Below are 26,620 nucleotides of genomic sequence, written 5' to 3'. Positions count from 1 at the left end.
CGGCCACTTTTATCAGGAGTCCGCTTATGTCAGCTTCTGTGCCTTTCCTGGGTTACGGCCTCGGACTGCGTAGCGCTTACTACCAGCAGATCCTCGAGCAGTCGCCGGATGTCGACTGGTTCGAAGTGGTCTCGGAAAATTTCATGGTGCAGGGCGGCAAGGCTCTGTATTACCTCGATGCCATCGCCGAGCGCTATCCGCTGGTGATGCATGGTGTATCCCTGTCCATCGGCGGGCCGCATGCCCTCGATCCGGACTATCTCAAACAACTCAAGCAACTGGCCGATCGGGTACGACCTGCATGGATCTCCGATCATCTGTGCTGGAGCCGCGGCAATGCCCATCAGTTGCATGATCTGCTGCCGCTGCCTTATACCGAAGAAAGTCTGGATTACATTGCCGGCCGGGTAAGGCAGGTGCAGGACATTCTGCAGCGTCCGCTGGTACTGGAGAATGTCTCCAGTTACGTTCGTGCTGCCGCGGATGATTTCAGCGAGTGGGAGTTTCTCGCAGTGCTGAGCCGGATAACTGGCTGCGAGTTGCTGCTGGATGTGAACAATGTCTATGTCAGCTCACGCAACCACGGCTTTGATCCGTGGGCGTTCATTCGCAGCCTGCCCGTCGACAAAGTCCGTCAACTGCATCTGGCGGGGCACAGCGACTACGGTGATTACGTGATCGACACCCACGACCATCCGGTGAGCGATCCGGTCTGGGCGCTCTATCAACGCACACTTGAACACTTCGGCCCGGTGGCCACATTGCTGGAACGCGACGACCATTTTCCGCCTTTCGAAGAACTGCTCGGTGAATTGCACAAGGCACGTGAACTGGGTGACAAGGTCTTGGCCGGGAGGCAGCAATGCGCCTGAAAGACTGGCAACTGGCGTTCGAGTCGTTTCTGCTCGACGACGACGCTACGGCGAATCCGGTCTTGGGCAAAAGCCTGATTGGTGGCCCGACACTGGATGTCGGCGCGGGACTGGCGATCTATCACAACGCGTACAAGGCGCGTCTGCTGGAAGTCTTGCGCAATGACTTCGTGGCGATCTTGCACTGGATGGGTGACGACGAATTCGATCGGCTCGCCAGTTCTTACATCCGCCATTCCCCGCCGGGGCATTACAGCTTGCGCTGGCTGGGCAAAGGCTTCGAAGCCTTTATCCGTGAGCATCTGGTGCCGGAACAAAGCGCGCCACTGGCCGAACTGGCCTCGCTTGAATGGGCGTTTACACTGGCGTTCGATGCGCCGGCGGGTCAGCCGTTGACGCTGCAATCAATGGCGACGCTGGCCCCAGAGGAATGGCCTGAGCTGCGGGTGAAGCCAACGCCTTCGCTGCAGTGGCTGGAATGCCGCTTCAACAGTCTCTCGCTATGGCGTTCGGTGAAGGAAGAATCCGACTTTCCTGACAGCACGGTGCTCGAAATCCCACAGGCCTGTCTGATCTGGCGCTGCGAACTGATCTGTCACTATCGCAGCCTCGATCCTGCCGAAGCCACGGCCCTCAATGGCCTGCTCGCCGGTGGCTGGAATTTCTCCGAACTGTGCACACAATTAGCAGTCATTTATGGTGAGGGCGCGCCACTTCAAGCCGTTACCTGGTTGAAACAGTGGGTTCAAGACGGTTTGCTGGAGCGTCTGCAACGATAGCCAAGGCTAATCAAATCGATAGCCTGCTATTTTTCCGGGATGGTCTACCCTCAGATCTGACGGTCTGAAACAAGGGGGATTTTCCATGCTCGCGCAACTTCCACCGGCCTTACAGAATCTGCAGCTACCGCTTCGACTGCGGCTCTGGGACGGCCATGAGTTCAATCTGGGGCCGGCGCCCAGCGTCACCATCGTGGTCAAGGACCCGCAGATGGTCAGCCAGTTCACCCATCCAAGCCTGGATGCGCTCGGAGCAGCATTCGTCGAAGGCAAGCTTGAACTGGAGGGTTCGATCAGCGAAGTCATCCGGGTCTGCGACGAATTGAGCAACGCTTTGCTCGGTGAAGATGACGACAGTCAGCCAGTGCGTTCGGTGCATGACAAGGAAACCGACGCCAAAGCCATTTCCTACCACTACGACCTGTCCAATGCGTTCTACCAGCTCTGGCTGGACAGCGACATGGCGTACTCCTGCGCGTATTTCGAAACGGGCAGCGAAAGCCTTGAGCAGGCGCAACAAGCCAAATTCCGACATCTGTGCCGCAAGCTGCGTGTGCAGCCAGGTGACTATTTGCTTGATGTGGGTTGCGGTTGGGGCGGCCTCGCGCGTTACGCCGCGCGGGAATTCGGCGCCAAGGTGTTTGGTATCACGCTGAGCAAGGAACAACTGGAACTGGCGCGTGAGCGGGTCAAGGCTGAAGGCCTGGAAGAGCAGATCGAACTGCAATTGCTCGACTATCGCGATCTGCCCCAGGACGGGCGTTTCGACAAAGTGGTCAGTGTCGGCATGTTCGAACACGTCGGCCACGCCAATCTCGCCGAGTACTGCAAAACCCTGTTCGGTGCGGTCAAGGAGGGCGGTCTGGTGATGAACCACGGCATCACCGCCAAGCACACCGATGGCCGTCCGGTGGGACGCGGTGCCGGGGATTTCATTGAGAAGTACGTGTTCCCCAACGGTGAGTTGCCGCACCTGTCGATGATCTCGGCGGAGATCAGCGAGGCGGGCCTGGAAATTGTCGACGTCGAAAGCCTGCGCCTGCACTACGCGCGCACGCTGGATCATTGGAGCGAGCGGCTGGAGGACAACCTTGAGGCGGCGGGTAAACTGGTGCCGGATCAAGCGTTGCGCATCTGGCGACTATATCTGGCCGGCTGTGCTTACGCGTTTGCCCGTGGCTGGATCAATCTGCACCAGATCCTCGCGGTGAAAGCGCATCCAGATGGCAGCCATGAACTGCCATGGACCCGTGACGATATCTACAACCCCTGAGCCTATTCCCTTCTTTTGGGAGAGGGTTTCAAAGGATCGGTGAAATAAGCCGGGCGATCCGCATGCCGACTTGTTGCAGGCGGTGGAGCTCCCGGCTTTCTTCTTTGGCGACTTCGTCGGCCAGCGCGAAGTCATCGATGAGCATGTGTTCCACGGCGGCGGAGAACTCACTGTCGACCGTCAGCAACATCACTTCGAAATTCAACCGGAACGAGCGGTTATCCAGATTGGCACTGCCGATCGCGCTGATTTCGCTGTCGATCAACACCACTTTCTGATGCAGAAACCCGGGACGGTAGCGGAACACTCGGACACCGGCGCGCACCGCTTCAAAGGCATAAAGGCTGGAAGCGGCGTAGACGATGCGGTGATCGGGGCGCGAGGGCAGCAGCAGACGTACATCAACACCGCGTAATACTGCCAATCGTAACGCTGCGAAGACGGCTTCATCGGGGATGAAATACGGGCTGGTGATCCACACTCTTTCCGTCGCCGCATGTATCGCTTCGACGAAGAACAGCGAGCAGGTTTCGTACGCATCGGCCGGGCCGCTGGCGAGCAGTTGGCAGAGTACGCCGTCTTCCGGGTATTCATCCGGCAGGATCAGCGGCGGCAGGGTGCGGGCGGCCCAGAACCAGTCTTCGGCAAAGGATTCCTGCATGCACGCGACCACCGGGCCGCGCACCTTCACATGGGTATCGCGCCACGGTGCCAGCGGTGGTTTTTCACCCATGTATTCATCGCCGACGTTATGCCCGCCGACAAAGCCGACCACGCCATCGACCACGACAATCTTGCGGTGGTTACGGAAGTTGACCTGAAAGCGGTTGAGCCAGCCGCTGCGCGTGGCGAAGGCTTTTACCTCGACGCCCGCATCGCGCAGCGTCTGCACATAGCTGTGGGGCAGGGCGTGGCTGCCGATGCGGTCGTAAAGCAGATGAATCGTTACGCCTTCCGCAGCTTTCTTCAGCAGCAGATCACTCAAACGTTGGCCGAGTCGATCATCGTGAATGATGAAAAACTGGATCAGCACCGCTTCTTTCGCTTGATCGATGGCGTGGAAAATCGCCTCGAACGTCGCCGTACCGTTCACCAGCAATTGCACTTCATTGTTCGCCAGGCATGGCATGCGCCCCAGTTTGGGCATCGCCCGTAACGAGGCGTAGGCATTGGACGCGCGCGCGGTGAGGGCTTCTTCCACCCAAGGGCGCCAGTTCAGTTCGGAGATGGCCTGACGCATTTGTTCGTTGGCCTGGCGCCGCGCCTTGATGTAACCATCAAAGGTGCTGCGGCCGAACACCAGGTACGGAATAAGCGTGAGGTAGGGAATGAAGATCAGCGACAATGCCCAGGCGATCGAGCCTTGAGCTGTGCGCACGGTGAGCACCGCGTGAATCGCGGCGATCAAGCCGAGGGTGTGTATCAGGGCGATCAGATAACCGAAAATGTGCGGTCCAAAATAATCCATGGGGCAGCCTTGCTCCGGAAGATTCAATGCTTAACAGACCATGTTCTGTCGCGATTGTCGCTATTTAATTGGTGCATGAACCGAAGCAATCGGCCGACGTCTAACGGCCACTACTGATCAGGAGTTTTTCGATGAACGTTCGTCTGCTGGGTTTGGCGCTGGGCCTGGGTTTGGCATTGCCGGTGGTTGCGCAGGCGCAGATGCTGCAGCCGGGGCTGTGGGAAATGACATCGAGCAACGTCAAGGTCGATGATCAGCCGATGGATGTGCAATCGATCCTCGGTCAACTGCAAGGGCAGATGACCCCGCAACAGCGCGCAGCGCTGGAGAAGAACGGGATCAATATTGGCGGCAAAGGCATCCGCGCCTGCCTGACGCCAGAGCAGGTGGCGACCAACGATATTCCGTTGGCCGACCCGCAATCGGGCTGCAAACAGCAGATCACCGATCGCACCGGTAACCAGTGGAAGTTCCGCTTCAGTTGCCCGAAAGCGCAGGGTACCGGCGTGGCGACGTTCCTCAGTGATCGCGAGTTCACCACCGTGGCCAACGGCACGTTCAATGCGATCGGGATCAACCAGAAGGGCAGCCTGGAGACGCGTGCAGTTTGGTTGGGTCAGGATTGCGGCGCTGTGAAGCCAAGAGCCTAAAAGCTTCGCGAGCAAGCTCACTGCCACAGGGAAATGCGTTCCAATTGTGGGAGCGAGCTTGCTCGCGAAAGCGTCCTCAAGCTCAGCGCATAAACCTCAGCGCCAACCCCCGACACGCCTCATTCACCCGCCCATCCCGCCAAGCAATCTGCCCCGACACAATCGTCGTGCTCACCCGATGCCGAAAGCTGCGTCCGGCAAACGGCGTCCATCCGCACTGCGACAGAATGGGTTGCCGATCGACCTCCAACGCCTGCGCTTCAACCAACACCAGATCCGCCCAATACCCTTCACGCAAATACCCACGATCCGGAATCGCAAACAGATCCGCGACGCGATGGCTGGTCTTCGCCACTAGCGTAGTGATTGGCAAAACCGTGTCCGCGACCAGTTCCATCAATGCCGGCAAGGCATGCTGCACCAGTGGCAACCCCGAAGGCGCCTCAGCGTAAGGCCGCTGCTTTTCCTCCCAGGTATGCGGCGCATGATCGCTGCCAACAACGTCCAGCCGATCGCTGTTCAATGCTTCGCGCAGTGCGTGGCGATCCGCTTGGGTTTTGATCGCCGGGTTGCACTTGATCAGGTTGCCGAGCTTTGGATAGTCGCGATCATCGAACAACAAATGGTGCAGACAGACTTCAGCGGTGATGCGTTTCTGCGCCAATGGTGTGTCCTCGAACAACGCCAGTTCACGCGTGGTGGTCAGGTGCAAAACATGTAGGCGGGTGCCGTGACGTTTGGCCAGTTCCACCGCCAGTGATGAGGATCGATAACACGCCTCGGCATTGCGAATAAGCGGGTGGGCGGCGGGCGGAATACGATCGCCGAACAACTCACGCAGATTGGCCGCGTTGGCATCGATGCTTGGCGTGTGTTCGCAGTGCGCCAGCAGGATGGTCGGCACCTCGGCGAACAGTCGCTCAAGGATCTGCGGATCATCGACCAGCATGTTGCCGGTCGAGGCGCCCATAAACACTTTCACCCCGGCCACTTCACAGGGATTGAGCGCGGCTACCGTGTCGAGGTTGTCCCGGCTCACGCCAAAGTGAAAGCCGTAATTGGCCACCGAGTTGATCGCCGCCCGACGCTTTTTATCCGCCAGCGCTTCGAGGGTAAGGGTGGCCGGGTTGGTGTTGGGCATGTCCATGAAGCTGGTGATGCCACCGGCAACCGCCGCACGCGACTCGGTGTGAAGGCTGCCCTTGGCTGGCGCACCTGGTTCACGGAAATGCACCTGGTCATCAATCATTCCGGGAAGCAGCCATTGACCGTTCGCGTCGATTTCCACTTTGGCGTTTTCACCTTCGATGCTGCGCGCAATCTTGACGATGCGTCCATTGCTGACCAACAGATCTGCGTCGAACTCACGCCCTTCGTTGACCAGCCTTGCGTTGCGAATCAGCACGCTGCTCATGGCTCAGAACTCGTTCTGCAAGGCTTTGTAGCCGCGCACCAGATCGACGTTGGTGCGCGCCACGTCTTCGGAAAACTCCGAGGCGCTGACACTCACTGGCGGGAATAACGAGAGGTCGGTGTTCGGGCCGATGCGGGTGGTGGAGGGCACATAGAAGGCGTCCGGTAAATCGCGACCATCGACCACCGAGTTGTGCCGCACCACGCAACCGTTACCTACAACACAGTTGAACAGCACGCTGTTGAAACCGATGAACACGCGGTCGCCGACCACGCACGGGCCATGCACGATTGAGCGGTGGGCGATCGAGCTGAATTCGCCGATGGTCACCGCCGCACCGGATTTTGAGTGGATCACCACGCCGTCCTGAATGTTCGAATTGGCGCCGATGGTGATCGGCTCCATCTCGCCCGAGGCATCCACTTCGTCGGCGCGGATCACCGCGTAGGGGCCGACGAAAACGTTTTCGCCAATCACCACCTTGCCGCAGATGATCGCGGTTTTGTCGACGTAAGCCGACTCGGCGATTTGCGGCAAATCGCCTGAAGGATTCTTGCGGATCATGGTCGGCTCAGCGCGTTGTAAAGGGTGTTGAGGTTGTATTCGAACAGGCCGGTGAAGGTGCTGGCCGGGCCACTGGCGGCGAGGGCGTCGGAGTACAAGGTGCCGCCGATGTGCGCGCCGCTTTCATCAGCGATCTGCTTGAGCAGACGCGCATCTTTGATGTTTTCCATGAACACCGCTTTGACTTTGGCCTGACGAATCTGGGTGATCAGCGCAGCGACTTCGGCGGCCGAGGGTTCACGCTCGGTGGACAAACCTTGCGGCGCCATAAAGTCGATGCCGTAGGCCTGACCGAGATAACCGAATGCATCGTGGCTGGTGACGATCTTGCGATTGCCCGGCGGCAGCGAACCGAGCTTGGTTTTTGCTTCGGCGAGCAGGGCGTAGATCTGCTTCAGATAGGCCTGGCTGTTGCGTTCGTAGTCGGCCCTGTTCGCCGGGTCGGCAGCGATCAGCGCCTTGGTGATGTTGGCAATGTACAGTTCGGTGTTCGCCAGATTATGCCAGGCGTGCGGGTCGGGAACGGTTTCGCCATCCTCGTCCAGTGAGCGCGGAATCACGCCATGACTGGCACTGATGACGGTGGCTTTGGTCTCGGTGCTGCTCACCAGTCGATCCAGCCATGGCTCGAAACCGAGGCCGTTTTTGATGATCAGCCTGGCGCCGAGTAATGCTTTGGCATCGTCCGGTGTCGGCTCGTAGGTGTGCGCGTCGGCGTCCGGGCCGACCATGTTGGTGATCTGGATATGCTCGCCGCCGACCTGATGCACCAAGTCGCCGAGAATGCTGAAGCTGGTCACCACCGGTAATTTTTCCGCCGCCGACAATGACATCGACAGCATCAGGCTGAACAACACGAGTAGAACGCGCATCGGGAAACACCTCATTGGGATGTAAGCAAAGGCGGGCGGCGCAGCAGACCGTGAACCGGCCCGAACACCACCGACAGCAGATAACCGACGCCGGCGACCAGCACGATGGCCGGTCCGCTTGGCAGCGAGTAGTAGAACGAAAGCAACAAGCCAAACCACACCGAGAGGCAACCGATGATGGCGGCGATGCCAATCAGGATCGGCAGTCGACGGCTCCAGAACCGCGAGGCAGCGGCGGGGAGCATCATCAACCCGACCACCATCAGCGCGCCGATGGCCTGGAAGCCGATCACCAGATTGAGCACCACCAGGGTCAGGAATACGCCGTGGGCGAGTGGGCCGAGGCGGCTGACGGTTCTCAGGAACAGCGGGTCGAGGGTGTCGAGCAGCAGCGGTTTGTAGATCAGTGCCATGGCGATCAGGCTGAATCCCGAAACCCATAACATGCCGGTGAGGGTCGGGCCGTCGACGGCCAATGCCGAGCCAAACAGCAGGTGAAGCAGGTCGAGACGTTTGCCGGCGATGCCCAGAATCAGCACACCGCTGGCGAGGGATATTGGGTAGATCGCGGCGAGGCTGGCGTCTTCGCGTAGACCGGTTCGGCGGGTGATCCACGCCGCGAGTCCGGCCATGCTCAGACCCGCGCCGAGGCCGCCGAGTGTGAGCGCAGGCATACTCAGTCCGGCAAACCAGAATCCTAATGCGGCGCCAGGAAGGATGCCGTGGGCGACGGCGTCACCGATCAGGCTCATCCGTCGCAGGATCAAAAACACGCCGAGTGGTGCCGTGCTGCATGCCAAGACCAGTCCGCCAAGGAGGGCACGTCGCATGAACAGGAACTCATTGAACGGTTGCCACAAGTGGGTGACGGTGACCATCAGGCCACCTGCGTGTGAGGGGTTTGCCGGATCAGTTCGACGCTGGCGCCGTACACGCATTCGCGGTTTTTGATCAGCAAGGTTTGCGGGATGTGTTGGCGCACGGCGCAGAGGTCATGGCAGACCACGACGATTGTTCGACCTTCGTTATGCCAGGTGTGGATGTGCTGCCAGAGCAATTGTTGGCCGAGCTCATCGAGGGCGGCATGGGGTTCGTCGAGGAGCAGAACCGGAGCGTCGGTCAAACTCAGGCGGGCGAGCAGGGCACGTTGTAGTTCGCCGCCGGAGAGGGCCATGAGCGGGCGGTGTTCGAGTCCGCTCAGGTGCCAGTTTTCCAGTGCATCTTTCAGGCGTTGTGCGCGCAGTTGGGTTGAGAGTCGACGTCCCCAGAAACCGGCGGCGATCAGTTCTTCGAGGCTGATGGGGAACTGGCGGTCGAGATGTTGTTGCTGGGGGAGGAATGACAATCCGCTTTGACGTGGAACACTCAGGGAGGCTTTGCCTGCCAGTGGTTTTTGCAGCCCCGCGATGACCTTCAAGAGGCTGCTTTTGCCGCAGCCGTTGGCGCCGATGATTGCCGTTAGGCTGCCGCTTTCGAGTTCTAGATTCAGGGGCGTGGTCAGCGGTTGACCGGGAGCGCCCCAACTCAGGGATTGGCAGCGGATCATGCTTGCTCACGCTGCCAGTGGCTTTCGGCGACGGCGTCGTGGGCGTGCAGGCTTTCGGCGTGGATCACTCGCAGATGGAACTGGTTAACGCCGGGTGTGCGGCGAAGTGCGAGATTCAATCGGCGTGCGGCGTCTTCGCAGAACATCAGATTCTGCCCATTCGCCAAGGCGAAGGCTTGCTCGTCCGCGCGTTTTACTGCGGTTTGTACGGCGGTGCCGAGGGCCGCTTCGGCGTCATTGATGATCACGCTAAGCGGTAATTCGTCGATGAACTCGTCGAGGTGCAGATGCAATTGTGCAGTGCTGCGTTGGCTGTGAGGCGTGGCGACGATGCCTTGAGTCGAGCCAAGCCAAGCGAGAACGTCTGCATGCTGAAGGGGTTTGTTGGCGAAGTCGTCGACGAATTGTTGCTGAATTAATTGCCGGGCCAATGCCGCGGAACACGGGCAAGTCGAGGAGTAGGGCACTTCGATGTTGAGTTCCACGTGGAACATCTTGTTTTTCAGACTGGCTGAAATCGTCGCGGGATAGGATTTCCATCCGGCCAGTGGACTGATTAGTGCTGGTCTTTTCAGCAGTAGATCGGTGCGGATATTCAGGTAGGCACAGTGGGATAAACCTTCGTGGCTATCCAGAAAACGTTTGAGTACCTGGTGCAGCAGAGCAGGGGAAAGACTCTCCTGTTCGAGCGCTTCCAGGGCCAGATAGAGTCGCGACATGTGAATCCCGCGAGCTTCGCCGTCATCCAGACTCACCCCCGCATCAGCCTTTGCGCTCACGCGTTGGCCTTCCAATAAAACAGGTAACGCGATGCCGTGCATGCCCACCCATTCGAGGGGCAAGGCTTGGCGAGCGGATTGCGCAGCGATATCCGGAAGTGTCAGCGAATTCATGTTCGGAACCATCGTGTTGATTGAAATGAATGTTACATTATAACAATACAGATCACGATGCTTTTTTCATGAACAGGCTTTCATATGCACAGACGCCATTTGCTCAATCTGATTCTCGCCAGCGCGGCCTTCGCCCTTCCGTTCAGTGTTTCGGCCACGCAAATTCGCAACGCACGGCTTTGGCGTTCTGAGGAAAAGCTGCGATTGGTCTTCGATTTAAGTGGCCCGGTGCGATACAAAACCTTCACGCTCAGCGCTCCAGAACGGCTGATAATCGATGTGTCCGGCGCAGATCTGAGCGGCGATTTCAGTCAGTTGGCTCTGAATGGCACGGTGATCCGCTCGATTCGATCCGGGCCTTTTGGTCAGGGAGACACGCGGATTGTTCTCGACCTGAGCAATCCAGTGCTGCTTAACAGCTTTCTTTTGGCGCCCCAGGATGGCCAGAGTCATCGGCTGGTTCTGGATTTAGTCAGTGCGAAAGCAGCGCCAGAGATCCCAATGGTTCCACGTGAAACACCCAGAATCAGCGCTCACCCCAAGCGCGACATCATCGTAGTTGTCGATCCAGGACACGGTGGGAAGGATCCCGGTGCGGTCGGCGCGAAGGGTGAGCGGGAAAAAGATGTGGTGCTTTCCATTGCTCAGCTACTCGCCAAACGCCTGAAAAAAGAGAAAGGATTCGACGTGAAACTGGTGCGCAATGACGACTTCTTTGTGCCCTTGCGTAAACGCGTAGAGATCGCCCGTCAGCACAAGGCAGACATGTTTATCTCGGTGCATGCCGATGCAGCGCCAAGGCTGACAGCTTCTGGAGCGTCTGTGTATTGCCTGTCTGAAGGTGGTGCGACATCGGCGACGGCGCGTTTTATGGCGCAGCGTGAGAACGGCGCTGACCTGCTCGGCGCTACCAGTCTGCTCAACCTCAAAGACAAAGATCCAATGCTCGCCGGGGTGATTCTCGACATGTCGATGAATGCGACCATTGCCGCCAGTCTGCAACTGGGCAACACGGTACTGGGCAGTCTGGCGGGCATCACCACTCTGCATCAGAAGCGTGTAGAGCAGGCCGGATTCGCCGTGTTGAAGTCGCCGGATGTGCCGTCAATCCTGGTGGAAACCGGCTTCATTTCCAACGCTCGCGACAGTCAGCGGCTGGTAACCGCGCGGCATCAACAGGCTGTCGCGGATGGTTTGTTTGAGGGTTTTCTGCGTTATTTTGAGAAAAACCCACCGATCGACAGCTATCTTGCCTGGCGACAGGAGCAGCTAAAGGCGCAGGTCTAGCAGCCCACAATTCGACTGCAAATGAATTTCGCGCTGCTGCCGCCCGAGCTGGAGAAGCGATTGATAGTCGTCCAGCCGATGCGTCGGGTGTAACCAGCCCAGGCCTCACCGTCAGAGGCTATGCCGGTGAAGAACGTCAATTGGCCGAAGCGGCTGTTGGTTTGCGCCCAATAACGCTGCCCAGCCTTTTCAAACCCGCGCAGATAAAGCGTGCTGCCGACAGTGTTGACGCTATACGCATTGCCCTCGGCATCGACGCAGGCAAGCAAGTTGGCGCTGCGGGTGCAGCTTGCCAGCGCCTGAAACTGCGCCCACGTATTGCCCGCCACCATTAATCCAAGGCTCAACAACGAGCATTTCAGCGCAGTTTTCATTAGCAATTCCGAGTGTGGGATGGGCTCAGCTTCCTGCTGTTTATCGCTCAGGACAAGGGCAGGGCTGGTTTATTTGTCGTGTTATAATATAACATAAACAACTATTGAGCCTGAGCGGGCCGATTTCAAGCGTTTACCTTCAGCGAGGCCCTCGCATGAAGCGCCAAAACGCCAAGCGCTGGCAAAAGCGCCAATCGGCTGCCTTCATAAGAGGATTATCCAATGTCAGCCGAATTGCCCGTCACCGTACTTTCCGGATTTTTAGGCGCCGGAAAAAGTACACTTTTGAATTACGTACTACGTAATCGAAATGGTCTTCGCGTCGCTGTCATCGTCAATGATATGAGCGAGATCAACATTGATGGCAGCGAAGTCCAGCGTGATGTCAGCCTTAACCGTGCAGAAGAAAAAATCGTCGAAATGAGCAACGGTTGTATCTGCTGTACGTTACGCGAAGACTTGCTCGAAGAAGTCAGCAAGCTCGCCCGTGAAGGTCGCTTCGATTATCTGCTCATCGAATCCACCGGCATCTCCGAGCCGCTGCCGGTCGCAGAAACCTTCACTTTTCGTGATGAACACGGACAAAGCCTTTCCGACATCGCCCGTCTCGACACCATGGTCACTGTCGTCGACGGGGTGAATTTCCTCCCGGACTACCAGGCGGCTGAAAGCCTCGCCTCCCGTGGCGAAATTCTCGGCGAGGAGGACGAGCGCTCCATCACCGACCTGTTGATCGAGCAGATCGAGTTCGCCGACGTGCTGTTGATCAGCAAGATCGACCTGATCAGCCAGGCCGAGCGTGAGGAATTGATCGCCATTCTCAAACGCCTCAATGCGCAAGCCGAAATCATCCCGATGGTCATGGGTGAGGTGCCTCTGGAGAAGATCCTCAACACCGGCCGCTTCGATTTCGAGAAAGCCGCGCAGGCACCGGGCTGGCTGCAGGAGTTGCGCGGTGAGCACGTGCCGGAAACCGACGAGTACGGCATCGCCTCCACCGCCTATCGCGCGCGCCGACCCTTTCACCCGCAACGCTTTTTCAGCTTCATCGACCGTCCGTGGCTGAACGGCAAGCTGCTGCGTTCCAAAGGGTTCTTCTGGCTCGCGAGCAAACCCACAGACGCTGGTAGCTGGTCGCAGGCTGGCGGCCTGATGCGCCACGGTTTTGCCGGACGCTGGTGGCGTTTTGTGCCGAAGAACCAATGGCCACAAGATCAGCAAAGCACCGCCGCGATCATGGAAAACTGGACGCCGAGCGTAGGAGACTGCCGGCAGGAACTGGTGTTCATCGGTCAGAACATCGATTTCCTACAGCTTTCAGAGGAACTGGATGACTGCCTGCTCACTGATGAAGAAATGGCCCTCGGCGTAGAGGGCTGGCGATTGCTGGCGGATCCGTTTGGCCCTTGGCATGACGAGGCTGCCTGATGCTCGCGCTCAAACTGCTGCAAAATCGCACGCGTTATCAGCACCAAGGACCGACTCCAAAGACGCTGACGCGAATTCTGGATGACGACACCAACCTTGCCGTCTGGCAGCGACAATTGCCGTTGCACATCAGCGATTTCGCTCAATTGCTTCTGTCGCTCAACGAACCGTTGGGCCAATCGCTATGCCTGGAGCTGCCGCACGAGGACGCTGAGCCTGACCTGACCGGTTTGGCTTCAGGTTTCCGTGATCTGGAAGGCTATGAAGGCTTCATCGCCGACCTGAAATGGCTGGTCAGCGCCTTCGCCTGTTTGCTGGGAGCCAAGCGCATCGGACTGCGCCTGCGGGTGCTCGATAAAGCCATGTGCCCGCGCTTCCACGTTGATCATGTGCCGGTGCGGCTGATCACCACCTACGCCGGCGTCGGCAGTCAATGGCTCAAGGAAGGCGCGATGGATCGCAGTCAATTGGGGCAGGCCAACGCCGAACCCCAAGCGCAAATACAGCAACTCAATAGCGGCGACGTCGCCTTACTGAAAGGCGAGAAATGGCACGGTAATGAAGGTTTCGGTCTGATTCACCGTTCGCCGCAACCGGCCGCAGGCGAGTGTCGTCTGATACTGACCCTCGACTGGCTCGGTTGACGCCTCAAGGCTTGAGCCACGAGCCTTGGCTCTGGCCTTCGCAATACGGTTTCAAATACGCCGCATCGGTGGCGACCCCGTAATAGTGGATGTCCTGGCGATAAGGCATATTGGCGACTTGCGCGTTGCTGCACACGCCAAACGCGCCGTTCGGGCAATGATCGACGTATTGCACCTCGACTTTTTGCCCGGCCAGGGTTGGCTGGCAGAAGCCGTCGTTGAACAGTTTTTCAGGAATATTGCGGTTTTGCTGGCAGACTTTGACGTCGAGTCGCTCGCCCTGACTGTGCACTACGCAGGCCTGAGCCCACGCTTCGCTCGACAGCAGCGTCAACAGCAACGACCATCCCATCCAACGCATCTTTGCATCTCCCAAGAAAGCTTCCCGCCATGTTGCAGAACATTCCTACCCATGTCATTGCTGGCCCTTTGGGCGCCGGCAAGACCAGCCTGATTCGTCAACTGATGGCTCAGCGGCCGGCTGGCGAGCGCTGGGCGGTGCTGATCAACGAGTTCGGCCAGATCGGCCTCGATGCCGCGCTGCTGACCAACGACGCCGATGGTATCGCACTGGGCGAAGTGGCCGGGGGGTGCCTGTGTTGCGTCAATGGCGCGCCGTTTCAGATCGGCCTTGGGCGTTTGCTGCGCAAAGCCAAGCCTGATCGACTGTTTATCGAACCGTCCGGGCTGGGGCATCCGGCGCAGTTGCTCAAGCAATTGAATGAGGCGCCATGGTCAGGCGTGCTGGCGCTGCAGCCATGTGTGCTGGTGCTGGATGCGCAGGCGCTCGAGGCTGGCAAAGCATTGCCGGCGGCACAGCAGGAAGCGTTGCCCAGTGCGGGCTTGCTGCTGTTGAACAAGGCTGAAAACCTTGATGAAACGGCGAGGCAGAAAATTATCAGTCAGTTGCCTTCAGTCAGACGGATCTGGACGCAACAGGCGCAGTTGCCTCTGAGTGAACTGCCGGGCTTGGCTGCGCATGCGTTGAAAGGAGTGGATAACCTGGCGGTGCCCCGAGGATTGGGACAAATGCCGGCCGTCTGGAGCGCTCCGGCGGTGCCGATTTGCCTGAGTCAGGCGCAGGAGGGTGGTTGGAGCATTGGTTGGCGTTGGCATCCGGGCCAGACGTTCGACAAGCAACGCATGGCCGACTGGCTAACGGGCCTTAATTGGAAAAGAGCGAAACTGGTTATCCACAGCACGGAGGGCTGGGTGTCTGCGAATGCTCTGGATAATACCAAGCTGATTTGGCAGGCCAGCGAATGGCGTAAAGATTCGCGAATCGAACTGATCTTCGTCGATCCGCAAAATATTGATCAATTGCAGGCAGGTCTGGCGCGATGCCAAACCCAGTGATTCAGCTCAAGGCTTCCACTTCGTGTGTTCCTGCCGCCACTGACTCAGCTCGATGACTTCTGCCCGTGGCCTCTGCACTTCGACCACTGGCGGCGTATCGTCGAACGGTGCCGGGTAGGGCGCGAGTTCGATCTGCGCACTGTGCGCACCAAACTGGGTGATGGTGCCGTTATGCCGGGTTTCGCCGGTCACGGTGAATTCGAAGTTGTACACCCGCGCCAGTCGTCGGCGACCGTTGGCGTCCTTGATGAAACCGATCTTCTTCAGCGCGACGTTGCCATCGAGCAATTCGACCCGTACGTTCAGGCAATGCTGTTTGACCCGCTCCAGTGCGCGTTCGCGCAAGCCGTGGTTGTGCCACAGCCATGCGCCGACAGCGGCAAACAGCATCAGCACAAAGATGTTTTCCAGGGTCAGCATCAACATCGAACTCCAAAAGATAGCGTCAGCTTAACTGCGTCGCCGGTCTGTCGTACAGGCTGCGTTTCGTCGCATACTGCGCGGCTTGAATTTCAATCGTTTTACGGAATGACCCGAATGAAACGTACGCCTCATCTGCTCGCCATTCAGTCCCACGTCGTGTTCGGCCACGCCGGCAACAGCGCCGCGGTTTTTCCGATGCAGCGGGTCGGGGTCAATGTCTGGCCGCTCAATACCGTGCAGTTTTCCAACCACACCCAGTACGGCCAATGGGCCGGCGAAGTGCTGGCGCCGCAGCAGATTCCCGAACTGGTCGAAGGCATCGCCGCGATTGGCGAGCTGGGCAACTGCGATGCGGTGCTGTCCGGTTATCTCGGCAGCGCGGCGCAGGGACGAGCGATTCTCAGCGGCGTCGAGCGCATCAAGGCAGTCAACCCGAAGGCGCTTTACCTGTGTGATCCGGTGATGGGCCACCCGGAGAAGGGCTGCAGCGTACCGACCGAGGTTAGCGACTTCCTGCTGGAAGAGGCGGCGGCCATGGCGGACATCATGTGTCCGAACCAGTTGGAACTGGACAGCTTTTCCGGGCGCAAGCCGCAGTCGCTATTCGATTGTCTGGCGATGGCGCGGTCGCTACTGGCGCGCGGACCGAAAGCGGTATTGGTCAAGCATCTGGATTATCCGGGCAAACCGGCGGATGGCTTCGAGATGCTGCTGGTAACGGCTGAAGGCAGCTGGCATCTGCGTCGTCCGTTACTGGCGTTTCCCCGTCAGCCGGTGGGCGTGGGTGACCTGACGTCCGGCCTGTTTCTGGCGCGGGTGCTGTTGGGCGACAGTCTGGTGGCGGCGTTCGAATTCACGGCGGCGGCGGTGCATGAGGTGCTGCTGGAAACTCAGGCGTGCGCCAGTTACGAGCTGCAGTTGGTGCGGGCGCAGGATCGGATTGCACATCCGCGGGTGAAGTTCGAGGCTACTGCAATCAGTCTTTAAGACCGTGCTGCCCCCATTCACGAGCAGGCTCGCTCCCACATTTGAAATGCATTCATCTGTGGGAGCGACGGTGCGACGATTCGACCTGCTCGCGAACGCGGTCTGAGCGCTACAAAGATCAGGCGTCGCCCTTGATCTCCTGATAGCGCTTCTCCAGCTCCTGACGAATCTGCCGACGTTGCTGCGCCTGCATATAACGACGCTTGTCTTCACTGTTCTGCGGTTGCAGCGGCGGCACGGCGGCCGGTTTGCGCTGGTCATCCACCGCCACCATGGTGAAGAAGCAGCTGTTGGTGTGGCGCACCGAACGCTCGCGAATGTTTTCGGTGACGACTTTGATGCCGACTTCCATCGACGTGTTGCCGGTGTAGTTGACCGAGGCGAGGAAGGTCACCAGCTCGCCGACATGAATCGGCTCGCGGAAAATCACCTGATCCACCGACAGCGTCACCACATAGCGGCCGGCGTAACGGCTCGCGCAGGCGTAGGCCACTTCGTCGAGGTATTTGAGCAGGGTGCCGCCGTGGACATTGCCAGAGAAGTTGGCCATGTCGGGGGTCATCAGTACCGTCATCGACAGCTGGGCGTTTCCGGGTTCCATAACGTTCTCACGGATCAAGGCTGATTTCTGGAAGCACCTCTACGGGTGCCTGGTCGCTTTTCGAAAGCACCGTTATCGGGACGCCGGGCGACTGGCCGCCGTCACGCCGGAATCGATCTGTTTCCATATATTGCACCGCCTTCCAGGCGGAAGTCGCGGTGTTAACCTGCAAAAGCCCCTCTCAAGGGCAATTCCCACACCAAAAGCGGATTTTTACTTCGCTCGCTCAGAGTTTTCTGACGTCTGACTGCGAGCCTCGTCATTCAAGGAGCCCACGCCATGCATGCCATCAGTTTTATTCAGGATCTGGCAGTGATCATGTTGGTCGCGGGTGTGGTGACCGTGTTGTTCCACCGTTTCAAGCAACCGGTGGTGCTCGGCTACATCGTCGCCGGTTTCATCATCGGCCCGCACACGCCGCCGTTCGGCCTGATCCACGACGAAGAAACCATCAAGACCCTCGCCGAGCTGGGGGTGATTTTCCTGATGTTCTGCCTGGGACTGGAGTTCAGCCTGCGCAAGCTGTTCAAGGTGGGTGCCACGGCGTTTATTGCGGCGTTCCTCGAAATTGTCCTGATGATCTGGATCGGCTATGAAATCGGCCGCTGGTTCGACTGGAACACCATGGACTCGCTGTTCCTCGGCGCTATTCTGGCAATCTCCTCGACCACCATCATCGTCAAGGCACTCAATGATCTGAAGATGAAAAACGAGCGCTTTGCGCAGTTGATCTTCGGCGTCCTGATCGTCGAAGACATCCTCGGCATCGGCATCATCGCGCTGCTATCAAGCATCGCCGTCAGCGGTACGGTCAGCTCCGGTGAGGTGTTCTCCACTGTCGGCAAACTCTCGTTGTTCATGATCGTCGCGCTGGTCATTGGCATCCTGCTGGTGCCGCGCCTGCTGGCTTATGTGGCCAAATTCGAAAGCAACGAAATGCTCCTGATCACCGTGCTGGGCCTGTGTTTCGGCTTCTGTCTGCTGGTGGTCAAGCTTGAGTACAGCATGGTGCTCGGCGCCTTCCTGATCGGCGCGATCATGGCCGAGTCGCGGCAGTTGCTTAAAATCGAACGCCTGATCGAGCCGGTTCGTGATCTGTTCAGTGCGATCTTCTTCGTTGCCATTGGCCTGATGCTCGACCCGATGATTCTTCTCGAATACGCGTGGCCGATCGCGGTGATTACCGTCGCTGTGGTGCTGGGCAAGATGTTGTCCTGCGGCCTTGGTGCGTTTATCGCTGGTAATGACGGACGTACCTCACTGCGCGTGGGGATGGGGCTGTCACAGATTGGCGAATTTTCCTTCATTATCGCCGCGCTGGGCATGACCTTGCAGGTCACCAGCAACTTCCTTTATCCGGTCGCCGTGGCGGTGTCGGTGATTACCACGCTGCTGACGCCGTATCTGATCCGTGCGGCGGATCCGCTGTCGATCAAGCTGTCGGCGGCGGTGCCCAAGCCTCTTGGCCGAGTGCTGGGCATGTACGGCGAATGGTTACGCAGCATTCAGCCGCAAGGTGAGGGTGCGATGCTGGCTTCGATTATCCGCAAGATCTTGCTGCAGGTCGGGGTCAATCTGGCGCTGGTGATTGCGATCTTCTTTAGCGGAGCATTCTTCGCCGAGCGCCTCTCGACCTGGCTGCAGGACTGGATTGCCGACCCGAGTTGGCAGAAGGCGTTGATCTGGGGTGGGGCGCTGCTGGTCTCGCTGCCGTTCTTGATCGCGGCCTATCGCAAGCTCAAGGCACTGTCGATGCTGCTGGCGGAAATGGGCGTGAAGCCAGAGATGGCCGGGCGGCACACGCAGCGAGTGCGCCGGGTGATCTCCGAAGTGATCCCGATTCTCTCGCTGCTGGTGATTTTCCTGCTGTTGGCAGCCTTGTCGGCCAGTATCTTGCCGACCAACAAGTTGCTGATGCTGATCGCCGTGGTCGCTGCCGCCGTGGCGGCGCTGCTCTGGCGCTGGTTCATCCGTGTGCACACGCGGATGCAGGTGGCGCTGCTGGAAACCCTCGACAACCACAAGGAGTCGTCGGGGCACTGATCATCCGGGGCGTTGGGTCGATCAGCTTTCCAGCCAGACGTCCCGCGCCCAGTGCCACACCGATTCCCAGGACTCTTCGGTGATCAGCTCTTCCTCGCCGGACCATAGCACCACGGTGCCGTCTTCTTCGACGCAGTAGTAGTTCTCACCGTCCTGGCAGATCGGGATCAGGTCACGTGGTACGCCGATGTCCCATGCATTGGCCGCGACATCCGGCAAATAGGTGTGCGATTGCGGGTCGGTGACAGTCACCGGCTCGAGGCTGCCGTAAACCACGTCGCTGACGGTCAGCAAAAATTCTTTGAAGACGAACGGAATATTGATAAACAGTTCTTCTTCGACTTCCACCAGTTGGTCTTCGTCAGGCAACTCCAAAGGAACCGGCACGGGTTCGTTGGCTTCACGCAGTTGTTCGATGATTTCTTCCACGTCCGGGATCCTCTTGCTTGAATGGCGCGGTTTATATGGGCCGGTTTATACAGTAGCTCGCTATAGATGCAACCGCGAAATAGAAAACCCCAGCCGAGGCTGGGGTTTTTATTACCGCAAGTTAAGCGTAGTGAGGGATCAGCCGTTCTGGCGGATACCGGCAACCAGCCAAGGCTGGTTCTCGCCCTGCGGACGTTCCATGTTCCAGCTTTCGCTGAACACTTCGCCCTGATCGAAGCGCGAAGACTTCGACACACCGCTGAAGGTCAGGGTGGCGATGGTCTTGTCGGCACGGTCATCCACGCCATCCAGTTGTACCTGGAGGTTGTCGATGTAGGTCGACTGGAACGCATCGCCCAGATCCGCACGCTCACGCTTGAGGAACTCGAGCATTTGCGGGGTCACGAACTCGGCGATCTTGTCCATTTCGTTGGCGTCCCAGTGCTGCTGCAGCGACTGGAAATGGCTGCGTGCAGCTTCAAGGAAGTTCTGCTCGTTGAACCACGCTGGCGCGTTGATCACCGGACGAGCGGCAGCAGGCGCAGCCGAACCGCCGAAAATCGAACCCATGGCAGCAGGCTTCTGCTCGAACGCTTCACGCTGCATCGGCGCGCCGGCCGGAGCGAATTGCTCCTGCTGCTTGCGTCGACGTGCGGCAATGAAGCGGAAGATCACGAATGCGATCACAGCCATGATCAGGATGTCGAAGATCTGCATGCCCTGGAAGCCGCCGCCCATGAACATGGATGCGAGCAGGCCACCAGCAGCGATACCGGCCAGAGGGCCGAGCCATTTCGAAGCACCACCGGCCTTGGCGGCAGCGCCTGCGGCACCGGCAGCACCAGCGGTCGCAGCAGCGCCGCCGACACCTGGAGAAGAAGGAGCCATCTGGCTGGTCTGGTGCGTCGGCGCAGCGCCGGCGCTTTTGCCACCACCAAAGCGCTTGGCGTTGGCGTCGAGGCTCATCGTCAGGCCGATGCACAACGCCATGGCGATGCTAAGAAAACGTTTCATAAAGGGAATTCCCGTTTGTGGAGACACGCGCGCCATGTTGCACAGCTGAAGTGTTACTGGCTAGCGAGAGAGTGTTTCGGGCTTTTGCCTGACAGGTCGCGTTCAGCTTCGCGAGGCAATCAGCCTATGTACTTTTGTCTGTAGGAAAAGGAGATAGGTTCAGCGGGATTGTTGGTCAGAACCCCGAACCCTGTGGGAGCGAGCCTGCTTGCGAAAGCCCCATCGCGGTCTATCAGATCAACCGCGATGACTTCATTCGCGAGCAGGCTCGCTCTCACAGAAAAGCAAAACCGGCGTCAGATCGCTTCCAGCTTGGCGTAGCCGAGCATCAGCCACTTGCTGCCTTCGCTGAAGTTCACCTGCACCCGCGCCTGCGCACCGGCGCCCTCAAAGTTGAGGATCACACCGTCGCCAAAGATCGAATGGCGTACCGCCTGACCGAGGCTGAAGCCGGTTTCCGGAATCTCGCTGCCGCTGAACAGGTTGCTGCCGCTCATCGACTGATTGCCGCCGAACGGTCGGCTGATGCTGTTCGACAGGCGCACTTCCTGAATCAGCCCCTTCGGCACTTCGCGGACGAAACGCGAAACCTTGTTGTAGGTCTCGCTGCCGTACAGGCGTCGGGTCTCGGCATAGGTCATGACCAGATTCTGCATCGCCCGAGTAATGCCGACGTAAGCCAAGCGCCGCTCTTCTTCCAGACGTCCCGGCTCTTCCAGGCTCATCTTGTGCGGGAACAGGCCTTCTTCCATGCCCACGAGGAACACGTAAGGGAATTCCAGGCCTTTGGCGCTGTGCAGGGTCATCAGCTGAATGCTGTCTTCATGCTCGTCGGCCTGGGTGTCGCCGGCCTCCAGCGAAGCATGGCCGAGGAACGCCGCCAGTGGCGTCAGTTCTTCGTCTTCTTCAGTGTTCTCGAAGTTGCGCGCGGCGCTGACCAGTTCCTCAAGGTTTTCTACCCGGGCCTGGCCTTTCTCGCCTTTTTCCGCTTCGTGATAAGCAATCAGGCCGGATTGCTCGATGACGGTTTGCGTCATCAGGTGCAGCGGCATTTCCATGCACTTGGCGGCGAGGTTTTCGATCAGTTCGATAAACGCACCCAGGGCACCGGCCGCCCGACCGGTCAGGCCTTTGTTGGCGACCAGTTGGCGCATCGCTTCCCACATCGACACATCGCTGTGGCGCGCGTGATCACGGATGGCTTCGACAGTTTTCTCGCCGATGCCACGGGCGGGCACGTTGATTACGCGTTCTAGCGCCGCATCGTTGCCGCGACCTTCAAGCAAACGCAGGTAGGCCATGGCGTTCTTGATTTCCGCACGCTCGAAGAAGCGCTGACCACCATAGATGCGATACGGAATGCGTTCGCGCAGCAAAGCTTCTTCCAGAACGCGTGATTGGGCGTTGGAGCGGTACAAAATCGCGATATCGCTGCGCGCCAAGCCGGTTTTCAGCGCGCTTTCGATGGTTTCGACAACGTAGCGCGCTTCGTCGTGTTCGTTGAACGCGGCGTACAGATTGATCGCTTCGCCATCACCGCCGTCGGTCCACAGCTCTTTGCCGAGACGACCGGTGTTATTGGCGATCAAGGCGTTGGCAGCCTTGAGGATACCGGCGGTGGAGCGGTAGTTCTGCTCCAGACGAATGGTCACCGAATCCGGGAAGTCAGAGGAGTACTGATGAATGTTCTCGATCTTCGCGCCGCGCCAGCCGTAAATCGACTGGTCGTCGTCGCCGACCACCATCAGGCTGTCGCCGCCCTTGCCGAGCAGGCGCAACCAGGCGTACTGCACGGCGTTGGTATCCTGGAACTCGTCCACCAGAATGTGGCGGAAGCGCTTCTGGTAGTGCGCGAGCAGGCCCGGGTGATCGCGCCACAGATCGAGGGCGCGCAGCAGCAGTTCGGAGAAGTCGATGACGCCGGCACGCTGGCACGCCGCCTCGTAGGCTTCGTAAATGCCGCGCATGGTCGCCAGGTACAAATCGCCGCTGGCCTGAATGTGTTGCGGGCGCAGACCCTCGTCTTTCTGGCCATTGATGAACCACTGCGCCTGACGGGCCGGCCAGCGTTGTTCGTCCAGACCCAGCTCGCGGATCACCCGCTTGACCAGCCGTTGCTGGTCGTCGCTGTCGAGAATCTGGAAGGTCTGGCTCAGGCCCGCTTCCTGCCAGTGCGCCCGCAGCAAGCGGTGCGCCAAGCCGTGGAAGGTGCCGACCCACATGCCGGCCGGGTTGATCCCCAGCAACTGCTCGATGCGATGACGCATCTCGGCAGCGGCCTTGTTGGTGAAGGTCACCGACAGGATGGAGTGGGGCGAGGCGTTTTCGACCTGGATCAACCAGGCGATACGGTGCACCAGCACTCGGGTTTTACCGGAGCCAGCACCGGCCAGGACCAACTGACGGCCAACGGGGGCTGCTACGGCCTGGCGTTGGGCATCGTTGAGGGAATTCAGCAGAAGGGAGAGATCATCGCGCATCGGGGCATTCTAGGGTGCGCCGCAGGCCCGGGCAAACCGAGCTTTGCATTAGCCGATGAAACTCCTGTCGATGACGACCGGTCGGTCACTGCCTACAGGCATCGGCCCGCCGCGCTCCAAGGGTTTGGCCGGTGGCAAAGGACGGAAAAGTTTCACTGAAATTATGATCTGGGGCAGTTTGGCAACGGGATCGGCTTGTGTATGCTCCGTCCACGTTTCGGGCGCACGCCCTCCTTATAAGAACAAGAACGTTGCCCATGACCCTCAGCGCCGAACTGTCGGGCCCCTCCGTGGAACCCCGGGTTATCCGCAAGCACTATGCCGTCGAAATGGCGGTCGAGCGCACGCGCCTGCTGTATCAGGGCTCGTTATTGCCCACCCTGTTCATGTTGATCAATGGTCTGGTCTGCGCCGCTTTGCTCTGGAGCCCGCAGCGCTACTTCGTGGTCAGCGTCTGGCTGGTGTGGTTGCTGTCGCTGGTGGCGTTGCGGGTGATTCAGGTCGCAGCATTCGACTCGGCAATCCCTGACCGGCAGGCACAACCGATCTGGCGGCGGATGTTTCTGCTGGGTTCGACCATGACCGGCCTGACTCTGGCCGGCGCCGGAATTGCGCTGGTGCCCGCCGATAATTTCATGCAACAAGCCTGGGTGTTCGGCCTGATCGGCGCCGCGACTCTGTCGGCCAGCGTTGCCTACGCGGTGAGCCTGCCGGCGTTCCTGTCGTTTACCTTGCCCTGTCTGTTGCCGGCGATCGGCTATCTGTTCTGGGGCGGCGACGAGCAGGCGCGTGGCTGGGGCTGGCTCGGGCTGATTCTGCTTGGCTCGCTGAGTGTGGTCGCGTGGCAGGTCAATCGCCTGATCGATCGCGGCTTGCTGCGACGCTTCCAGAATCAGCACTTGATCGAACACCTGCAACAGACGCAGTCGCGCAGCGAACAGCTCAATCAGGAACTGGCCAGGGAAATCGACCAGCGCCGCTGTGCCGAGGGCAAGCTGCGTGAAGCTCAGGTTGAACTCGAAGACCGCGTCGCCCAGCGCAGCCGCGAGCTGGACGCGGCCAATCAGGCCTTGAGCAAAAGCGAGGCACGGCTGGCACTGGCGCTGAAAGCCAGTGAGTTGGGGTTGTGGGACTGGAACCTGCAAACCGACGAAGTCCACCACACGCAGATTCAGGAACTGTTCGGCCTCGCTCCGGAATACGTCACGGCGCTGTTGCGCGACCTCAAGCCACGTCTGCACCCCGACGATGTGCCGACGCTGAAATACGCGTTGATCGAGCATTTGAAGGGGCGTACCGAGGACTACCAGATCGAATACCGCGTGCGTCACAGCGATGGCCACTGGGTGTGGATCGAGGACCGTGGCCGTGCGGTAGAGCGCAGCGAAAGCGGCCGGGTGATTCGCATGGTCGGCACCCGTCGCGACATTAGTGCCAGTAAAAGCCTTGAAGAGCAGCAGCGACTGGCGGCGACGGTGTTCGAAGCGGCCAGTGAAGGCATCGTGATTCTCGACCCGAACTACGCGCTGATCGCGATCAATCAGGCGTTCAGCCGGGTCACCGGTTACGACATCGAGGACATGCTCGGGCGCAACGTCGTCGAGTTACCGTGCAGCCGTGATGCCCGCCGGCATTACGTGGCGATCCGTCATGCACTGGAGCAGCACGGCAGTTGGCAGGGCGAACTGGTGGAGACGCGCAAGAACGGCGAGTTGTACCCGCAGTGGCTGCAACTGAATGCAGTGCGTGATGGTCGGGGAAGTGTCAGTCATATCGTCGGCTTCTTCGCCGATCTGTCAGCACGCCGCGAATCCGAAGAGCGCATGCGTTACCTGACCCATTACGACGAACTGACTGGGTTGGCCAACCGCTCACTGTTCCGCGAACGCCTGCATGAAGCGCATCAGCGCTCCCGTCAGGGCCGGCGCAGTCTGGCGCTGCTGCACATCAATCTTGATCGTTTCAAATTGCTTAACGACAGTCTTGGCCATGAGATTGCCGACCAGTTACTGCAGAAAATGGCGCGCCGCTTGGTCAACGCCTTGCCAGAAGCCGACACCATCGCCCGCTTGTCCGGTGATGAGTTTGCAGTGCTGTTCGATGCCTATGGCAACCTGTCGAGTCTGGCCCGGGTCGCCACGCGCCTGTCGAGCAAATTGCGCCTGCCACTGACGGTCGAAGGGCATGAACTGGTGGTCAGCGCCTCGATGGGCATCAGCATGCTGCCGGACAACGCCCGGGAGATTTCTGCGCTGGTCAGTCAATCGAACATGGCCATGCAACACGCCAAGCACTTGGGCGGCAACAACTTCCAGTTTTACACCGACAGCCTTCAGGCCAGCACCCTTGAGCGCTTGCAACTGGAAAACCAGCTGCGCAAGGCCATTGAAGACAAGCAACTGAAAGTGTTCTATCAGCCCAAACTGTGTCTGGAAACAGGGCGCTTGAATGCGGCGGAAGCGCTGGTGCGCTGGGATCATCCGACCATGGGCCGAGTACCGCCGGGGGATTTCATCGGGCTGGCCGAGGAGACCGGTCTGATCGGCCCGATCGGCGAATTCGTCCTGCGTCAGGCGTGCTGGCAGGCCTGCGAATGGCAGCGTCAGGGCCTTGCGCCGATCCGTGTTTCGGTGAACCTGTCGGTGCATCAACTGCGCCAAGGCAAGCTGGTCAGTCTGGTGCGCCAGGTGCTCGAGGAAACCGGGCTGGCGCCGCACTACCTCGAGCTGGAGCTGACTGAGAGCCAGTTGCTCGACAGCGTCGAACACATCATCGCGACGTTCCAGCAACTGCGTGATCTGGGGGTGAAACTGGCCATCGATGATTTTGGCACCGGGTATTCGTCGCTGAGTTACCTCAAGCGCATTCCGGTGGATTACGTGAAGATCGATCAGGCCTTCATTCGCGGGTTGGGTGAGGGCAGTGAAGACGCGGCGATCACCCGCGCAATCATTGCCATGGCGCATGGCTTGTCGCTGAAGGTGGTCGCCGAAGGCGTCGAGCGGCAAGAGCAGCTGGAATTTTTACGCGCCGAGCGTTGTGATGAAGTTCAGGGTTATCTGATCAGCCGGCCCGTGGAGGCTGACAGTCTGGCCGGGCTTTTGCGCGATCAGGAAAAACCGCTTTAAGGGCTACATGCACCTCATCGCGCCTGATATGGGGACATGGAGTTACGCATTGAGCAGGCAAAAAGCCAATTCATGTAGTATAACTACAAGCATGC

25 protein-coding genes are annotated in these 26,620 nt (G+C 59.2%); 11 read left to right on the top strand and 14 right to left on the bottom strand.

Features of this window, described 5'->3' with window-relative positions:
* Positions 1 to 26 precede the first annotated feature (26 nt).
* From bufB to cfaB, 3 genes are all read left to right on the top strand, one after another.
* Positions 27 to 872, top strand: a complete 846-nt coding sequence (gene bufB, locus CCX46_RS30380) for an MNIO family bufferin maturase (RefSeq protein WP_127930309.1) — start codon at positions 27 to 29, stop codon at positions 870 to 872.
* Positions 863 to 1,651: an HvfC/BufC N-terminal domain-containing protein gene (locus tag CCX46_RS30375; protein ID WP_127930308.1), complete on the top strand. Its 789-nt coding sequence runs from the start codon at positions 863 to 865 to the stop codon at positions 1,649 to 1,651. Before bufB ends, CCX46_RS30375 begins: the two co-directional genes overlap by 10 nt.
* 85 nt (positions 1,652 to 1,736) lie before the next feature.
* Complete coding sequence (gene cfaB, locus CCX46_RS30370) at positions 1,737 to 2,924, top strand: C17 cyclopropane fatty acid synthase CfaB (protein WP_127930307.1); 1,188 nt, start codon at positions 1,737 to 1,739, stop codon at positions 2,922 to 2,924.
* 28 nt (positions 2,925 to 2,952) lie between these two features.
* On the opposite strand, the gene cls is transcribed toward cfaB, so the two are convergent.
* A complete protein-coding gene (cls, locus tag CCX46_RS30365) occupies positions 2,953 to 4,392 on the bottom strand; it encodes a cardiolipin synthase (protein WP_127930306.1) in 1,440 nt (479 codons plus the stop codon).
* 131 nt (positions 4,393 to 4,523) lie between these two features.
* On the opposite strand from cls, the gene CCX46_RS30360 reads away from it, so the two are divergent.
* Positions 4,524 to 5,042, top strand: a complete 519-nt coding sequence (locus tag CCX46_RS30360) for a DUF3617 domain-containing protein (RefSeq protein WP_034152149.1) — start codon at positions 4,524 to 4,526, stop codon at positions 5,040 to 5,042.
* An 82-nt stretch (positions 5,043 to 5,124) separates the two neighbouring features.
* On the opposite strand, the gene CCX46_RS30355 is transcribed toward CCX46_RS30360, so the two are convergent.
* From CCX46_RS30355 to folE2, 6 genes are read right to left on the bottom strand one after another with little or no spacing between them, the layout of a single operon-like run.
* Complete coding sequence (locus CCX46_RS30355; protein ID WP_127930305.1) at positions 5,125 to 6,456, bottom strand: dihydroorotase; 1,332 nt, start codon at positions 6,454 to 6,456, stop codon at positions 5,125 to 5,127.
* A gap of 3 nt (positions 6,457 to 6,459) precedes the next feature.
* The gene (locus CCX46_RS30350; protein WP_122842141.1) at positions 6,460 to 7,020 is read right to left on the bottom strand and encodes a gamma carbonic anhydrase family protein; all 561 of its coding nucleotides are present in this window, start codon (positions 7,018 to 7,020) and stop codon (positions 6,460 to 6,462) included.
* On the bottom strand, positions 7,017 to 7,892 hold the full coding sequence (locus tag CCX46_RS30345; RefSeq protein WP_127930304.1) for a metal ABC transporter substrate-binding protein: 876 nt from the start codon (positions 7,890 to 7,892) through the stop codon (positions 7,017 to 7,019). Before CCX46_RS30345 ends, CCX46_RS30350 begins: the two co-directional genes overlap by 4 nt.
* Before the next feature lie 11 nt (positions 7,893 to 7,903).
* A complete protein-coding gene (locus tag CCX46_RS30340; RefSeq protein ID WP_127930303.1) occupies positions 7,904 to 8,770 on the bottom strand; it encodes a metal ABC transporter permease in 867 nt (288 codons plus the stop codon).
* Positions 8,770 to 9,438, bottom strand: a complete 669-nt coding sequence (locus tag CCX46_RS30335) for a metal ABC transporter ATP-binding protein (protein ID WP_127930302.1) — start codon at positions 9,436 to 9,438, stop codon at positions 8,770 to 8,772. The genes CCX46_RS30340 and CCX46_RS30335 overlap by 1 nt, the downstream gene beginning before the upstream one ends.
* Entirely contained in the window at positions 9,435 to 10,331 is an 897-nt protein-coding gene (gene folE2 / locus CCX46_RS30330; protein WP_127930301.1) for a GTP cyclohydrolase FolE2, read from the bottom strand. The genes CCX46_RS30335 and folE2 overlap by 4 nt, the downstream gene beginning before the upstream one ends.
* An 84-nt stretch (positions 10,332 to 10,415) precedes the next feature.
* On the opposite strand from folE2, the gene CCX46_RS30325 reads away from it, so the two are divergent.
* Entirely contained in the window at positions 10,416 to 11,618 is a 1,203-nt protein-coding gene (locus CCX46_RS30325) for an N-acetylmuramoyl-L-alanine amidase (protein ID WP_127930300.1), read from the top strand.
* Here CCX46_RS30325 and CCX46_RS30320 read toward each other — a convergent pair.
* On the bottom strand, positions 11,615 to 11,992 hold the full coding sequence (locus tag CCX46_RS30320; protein ID WP_127930299.1) for a glutamine synthetase: 378 nt from the start codon (positions 11,990 to 11,992) through the stop codon (positions 11,615 to 11,617). The genes CCX46_RS30325 and CCX46_RS30320 overlap by 4 nt on opposite strands.
* Positions 11,993 to 12,214: 222 nt before the next feature.
* Here CCX46_RS30320 and zigA point away from each other — a divergent pair, with 222 nt between their 5' ends.
* Positions 12,215 to 13,420 (top strand): zinc metallochaperone GTPase ZigA, encoded by a 1,206-nt coding sequence (gene zigA / locus CCX46_RS30315; protein ID WP_127930298.1) that lies wholly within the window; start codon positions 12,215 to 12,217, stop codon positions 13,418 to 13,420.
* Positions 13,420 to 14,064 carry a DUF1826 domain-containing protein gene (locus CCX46_RS30310; RefSeq protein ID WP_127930297.1) on the top strand — a complete coding sequence of 215 codons (645 nt, stop codon included), beginning with the start codon at positions 13,420 to 13,422 and terminating at the stop codon, positions 14,062 to 14,064. Before zigA ends, CCX46_RS30310 begins: the two co-directional genes overlap by 1 nt.
* 4 nt (positions 14,065 to 14,068) lie before the next feature.
* Here CCX46_RS30310 and CCX46_RS30305 read toward each other — a convergent pair whose 3' ends face one another.
* Complete coding sequence (locus CCX46_RS30305; RefSeq protein WP_127930296.1) at positions 14,069 to 14,425, bottom strand: NADH:ubiquinone oxidoreductase; 357 nt, start codon at positions 14,423 to 14,425, stop codon at positions 14,069 to 14,071.
* Positions 14,426 to 14,454: 29 nt separating this feature from the next.
* Here CCX46_RS30305 and CCX46_RS30300 point away from each other — a divergent pair, with 29 nt between their 5' ends.
* Positions 14,455 to 15,420 carry a CobW family GTP-binding protein gene (locus CCX46_RS30300; protein ID WP_127930295.1) on the top strand — a complete coding sequence of 322 codons (966 nt, stop codon included), beginning with the start codon at positions 14,455 to 14,457 and terminating at the stop codon, positions 15,418 to 15,420.
* 6 nt (positions 15,421 to 15,426) lie between these two features.
* Here CCX46_RS30300 and CCX46_RS30295 read toward each other — a convergent pair whose 3' ends face one another.
* Complete coding sequence (locus tag CCX46_RS30295) at positions 15,427 to 15,840, bottom strand: DUF3301 domain-containing protein (RefSeq protein ID WP_127930468.1); 414 nt, start codon at positions 15,838 to 15,840, stop codon at positions 15,427 to 15,429.
* A 117-nt stretch (positions 15,841 to 15,957) separates the two neighbouring features.
* On the opposite strand from CCX46_RS30295, the gene pdxY reads away from it, so the two are divergent.
* Complete coding sequence (gene pdxY / locus CCX46_RS30290; protein WP_127930294.1) at positions 15,958 to 16,830, top strand: pyridoxal kinase PdxY; 873 nt, start codon at positions 15,958 to 15,960, stop codon at positions 16,828 to 16,830.
* Between the two features lie 118 nt (positions 16,831 to 16,948).
* Here pdxY and CCX46_RS30285 read toward each other — a convergent pair whose 3' ends face one another.
* Positions 16,949 to 17,431: an acyl-CoA thioesterase gene (locus tag CCX46_RS30285; protein WP_003229693.1), complete on the bottom strand. Its 483-nt coding sequence runs from the start codon at positions 17,429 to 17,431 to the stop codon at positions 16,949 to 16,951.
* A gap of 279 nt (positions 17,432 to 17,710) precedes the next feature.
* Here CCX46_RS30285 and CCX46_RS30280 point away from each other — a divergent pair, with 279 nt between their 5' ends.
* A complete protein-coding gene (locus CCX46_RS30280) occupies positions 17,711 to 19,474 on the top strand; it encodes a cation:proton antiporter (protein ID WP_127930293.1) in 1,764 nt (587 codons plus the stop codon).
* A 21-nt stretch (positions 19,475 to 19,495) separates the two neighbouring features.
* On the opposite strand, the gene CCX46_RS30275 is transcribed toward CCX46_RS30280, so the two are convergent.
* From CCX46_RS30275 to uvrD, 3 genes are all read right to left on the bottom strand, one after another.
* The gene (locus tag CCX46_RS30275; protein WP_008078852.1) at positions 19,496 to 19,903 is read right to left on the bottom strand and encodes an SMI1/KNR4 family protein; all 408 of its coding nucleotides are present in this window, start codon (positions 19,901 to 19,903) and stop codon (positions 19,496 to 19,498) included.
* 138 nt (positions 19,904 to 20,041) lie between these two features.
* Positions 20,042 to 20,917, bottom strand: a complete 876-nt coding sequence (locus CCX46_RS30270; protein WP_127930292.1) for a Tim44 domain-containing protein — start codon at positions 20,915 to 20,917, stop codon at positions 20,042 to 20,044.
* Between the two features lie 296 nt (positions 20,918 to 21,213).
* Positions 21,214 to 23,397, bottom strand: coding sequence for a DNA helicase II (gene uvrD / locus CCX46_RS30265; RefSeq protein ID WP_127930291.1), 2,184 nt, complete (start codon positions 23,395 to 23,397; stop codon positions 21,214 to 21,216).
* Between the two features lie 257 nt (positions 23,398 to 23,654).
* On the opposite strand from uvrD, the gene CCX46_RS30260 reads away from it, so the two are divergent.
* Positions 23,655 to 26,525 (top strand): GGDEF domain-containing phosphodiesterase, encoded by a 2,871-nt coding sequence (locus CCX46_RS30260; RefSeq protein ID WP_127930290.1) that lies wholly within the window; start codon positions 23,655 to 23,657, stop codon positions 26,523 to 26,525.
* Positions 26,526 to 26,620 lie beyond the last annotated feature (95 nt).

The sequence above is a fragment of the Pseudomonas sp. RU47 genome, from assembly GCF_004011755.1.
Classification (GTDB): domain Bacteria; phylum Pseudomonadota; class Gammaproteobacteria; order Pseudomonadales; family Pseudomonadaceae; genus Aquipseudomonas.
This window is presented reverse-complemented; position numbering and strand designations above follow the sequence as displayed.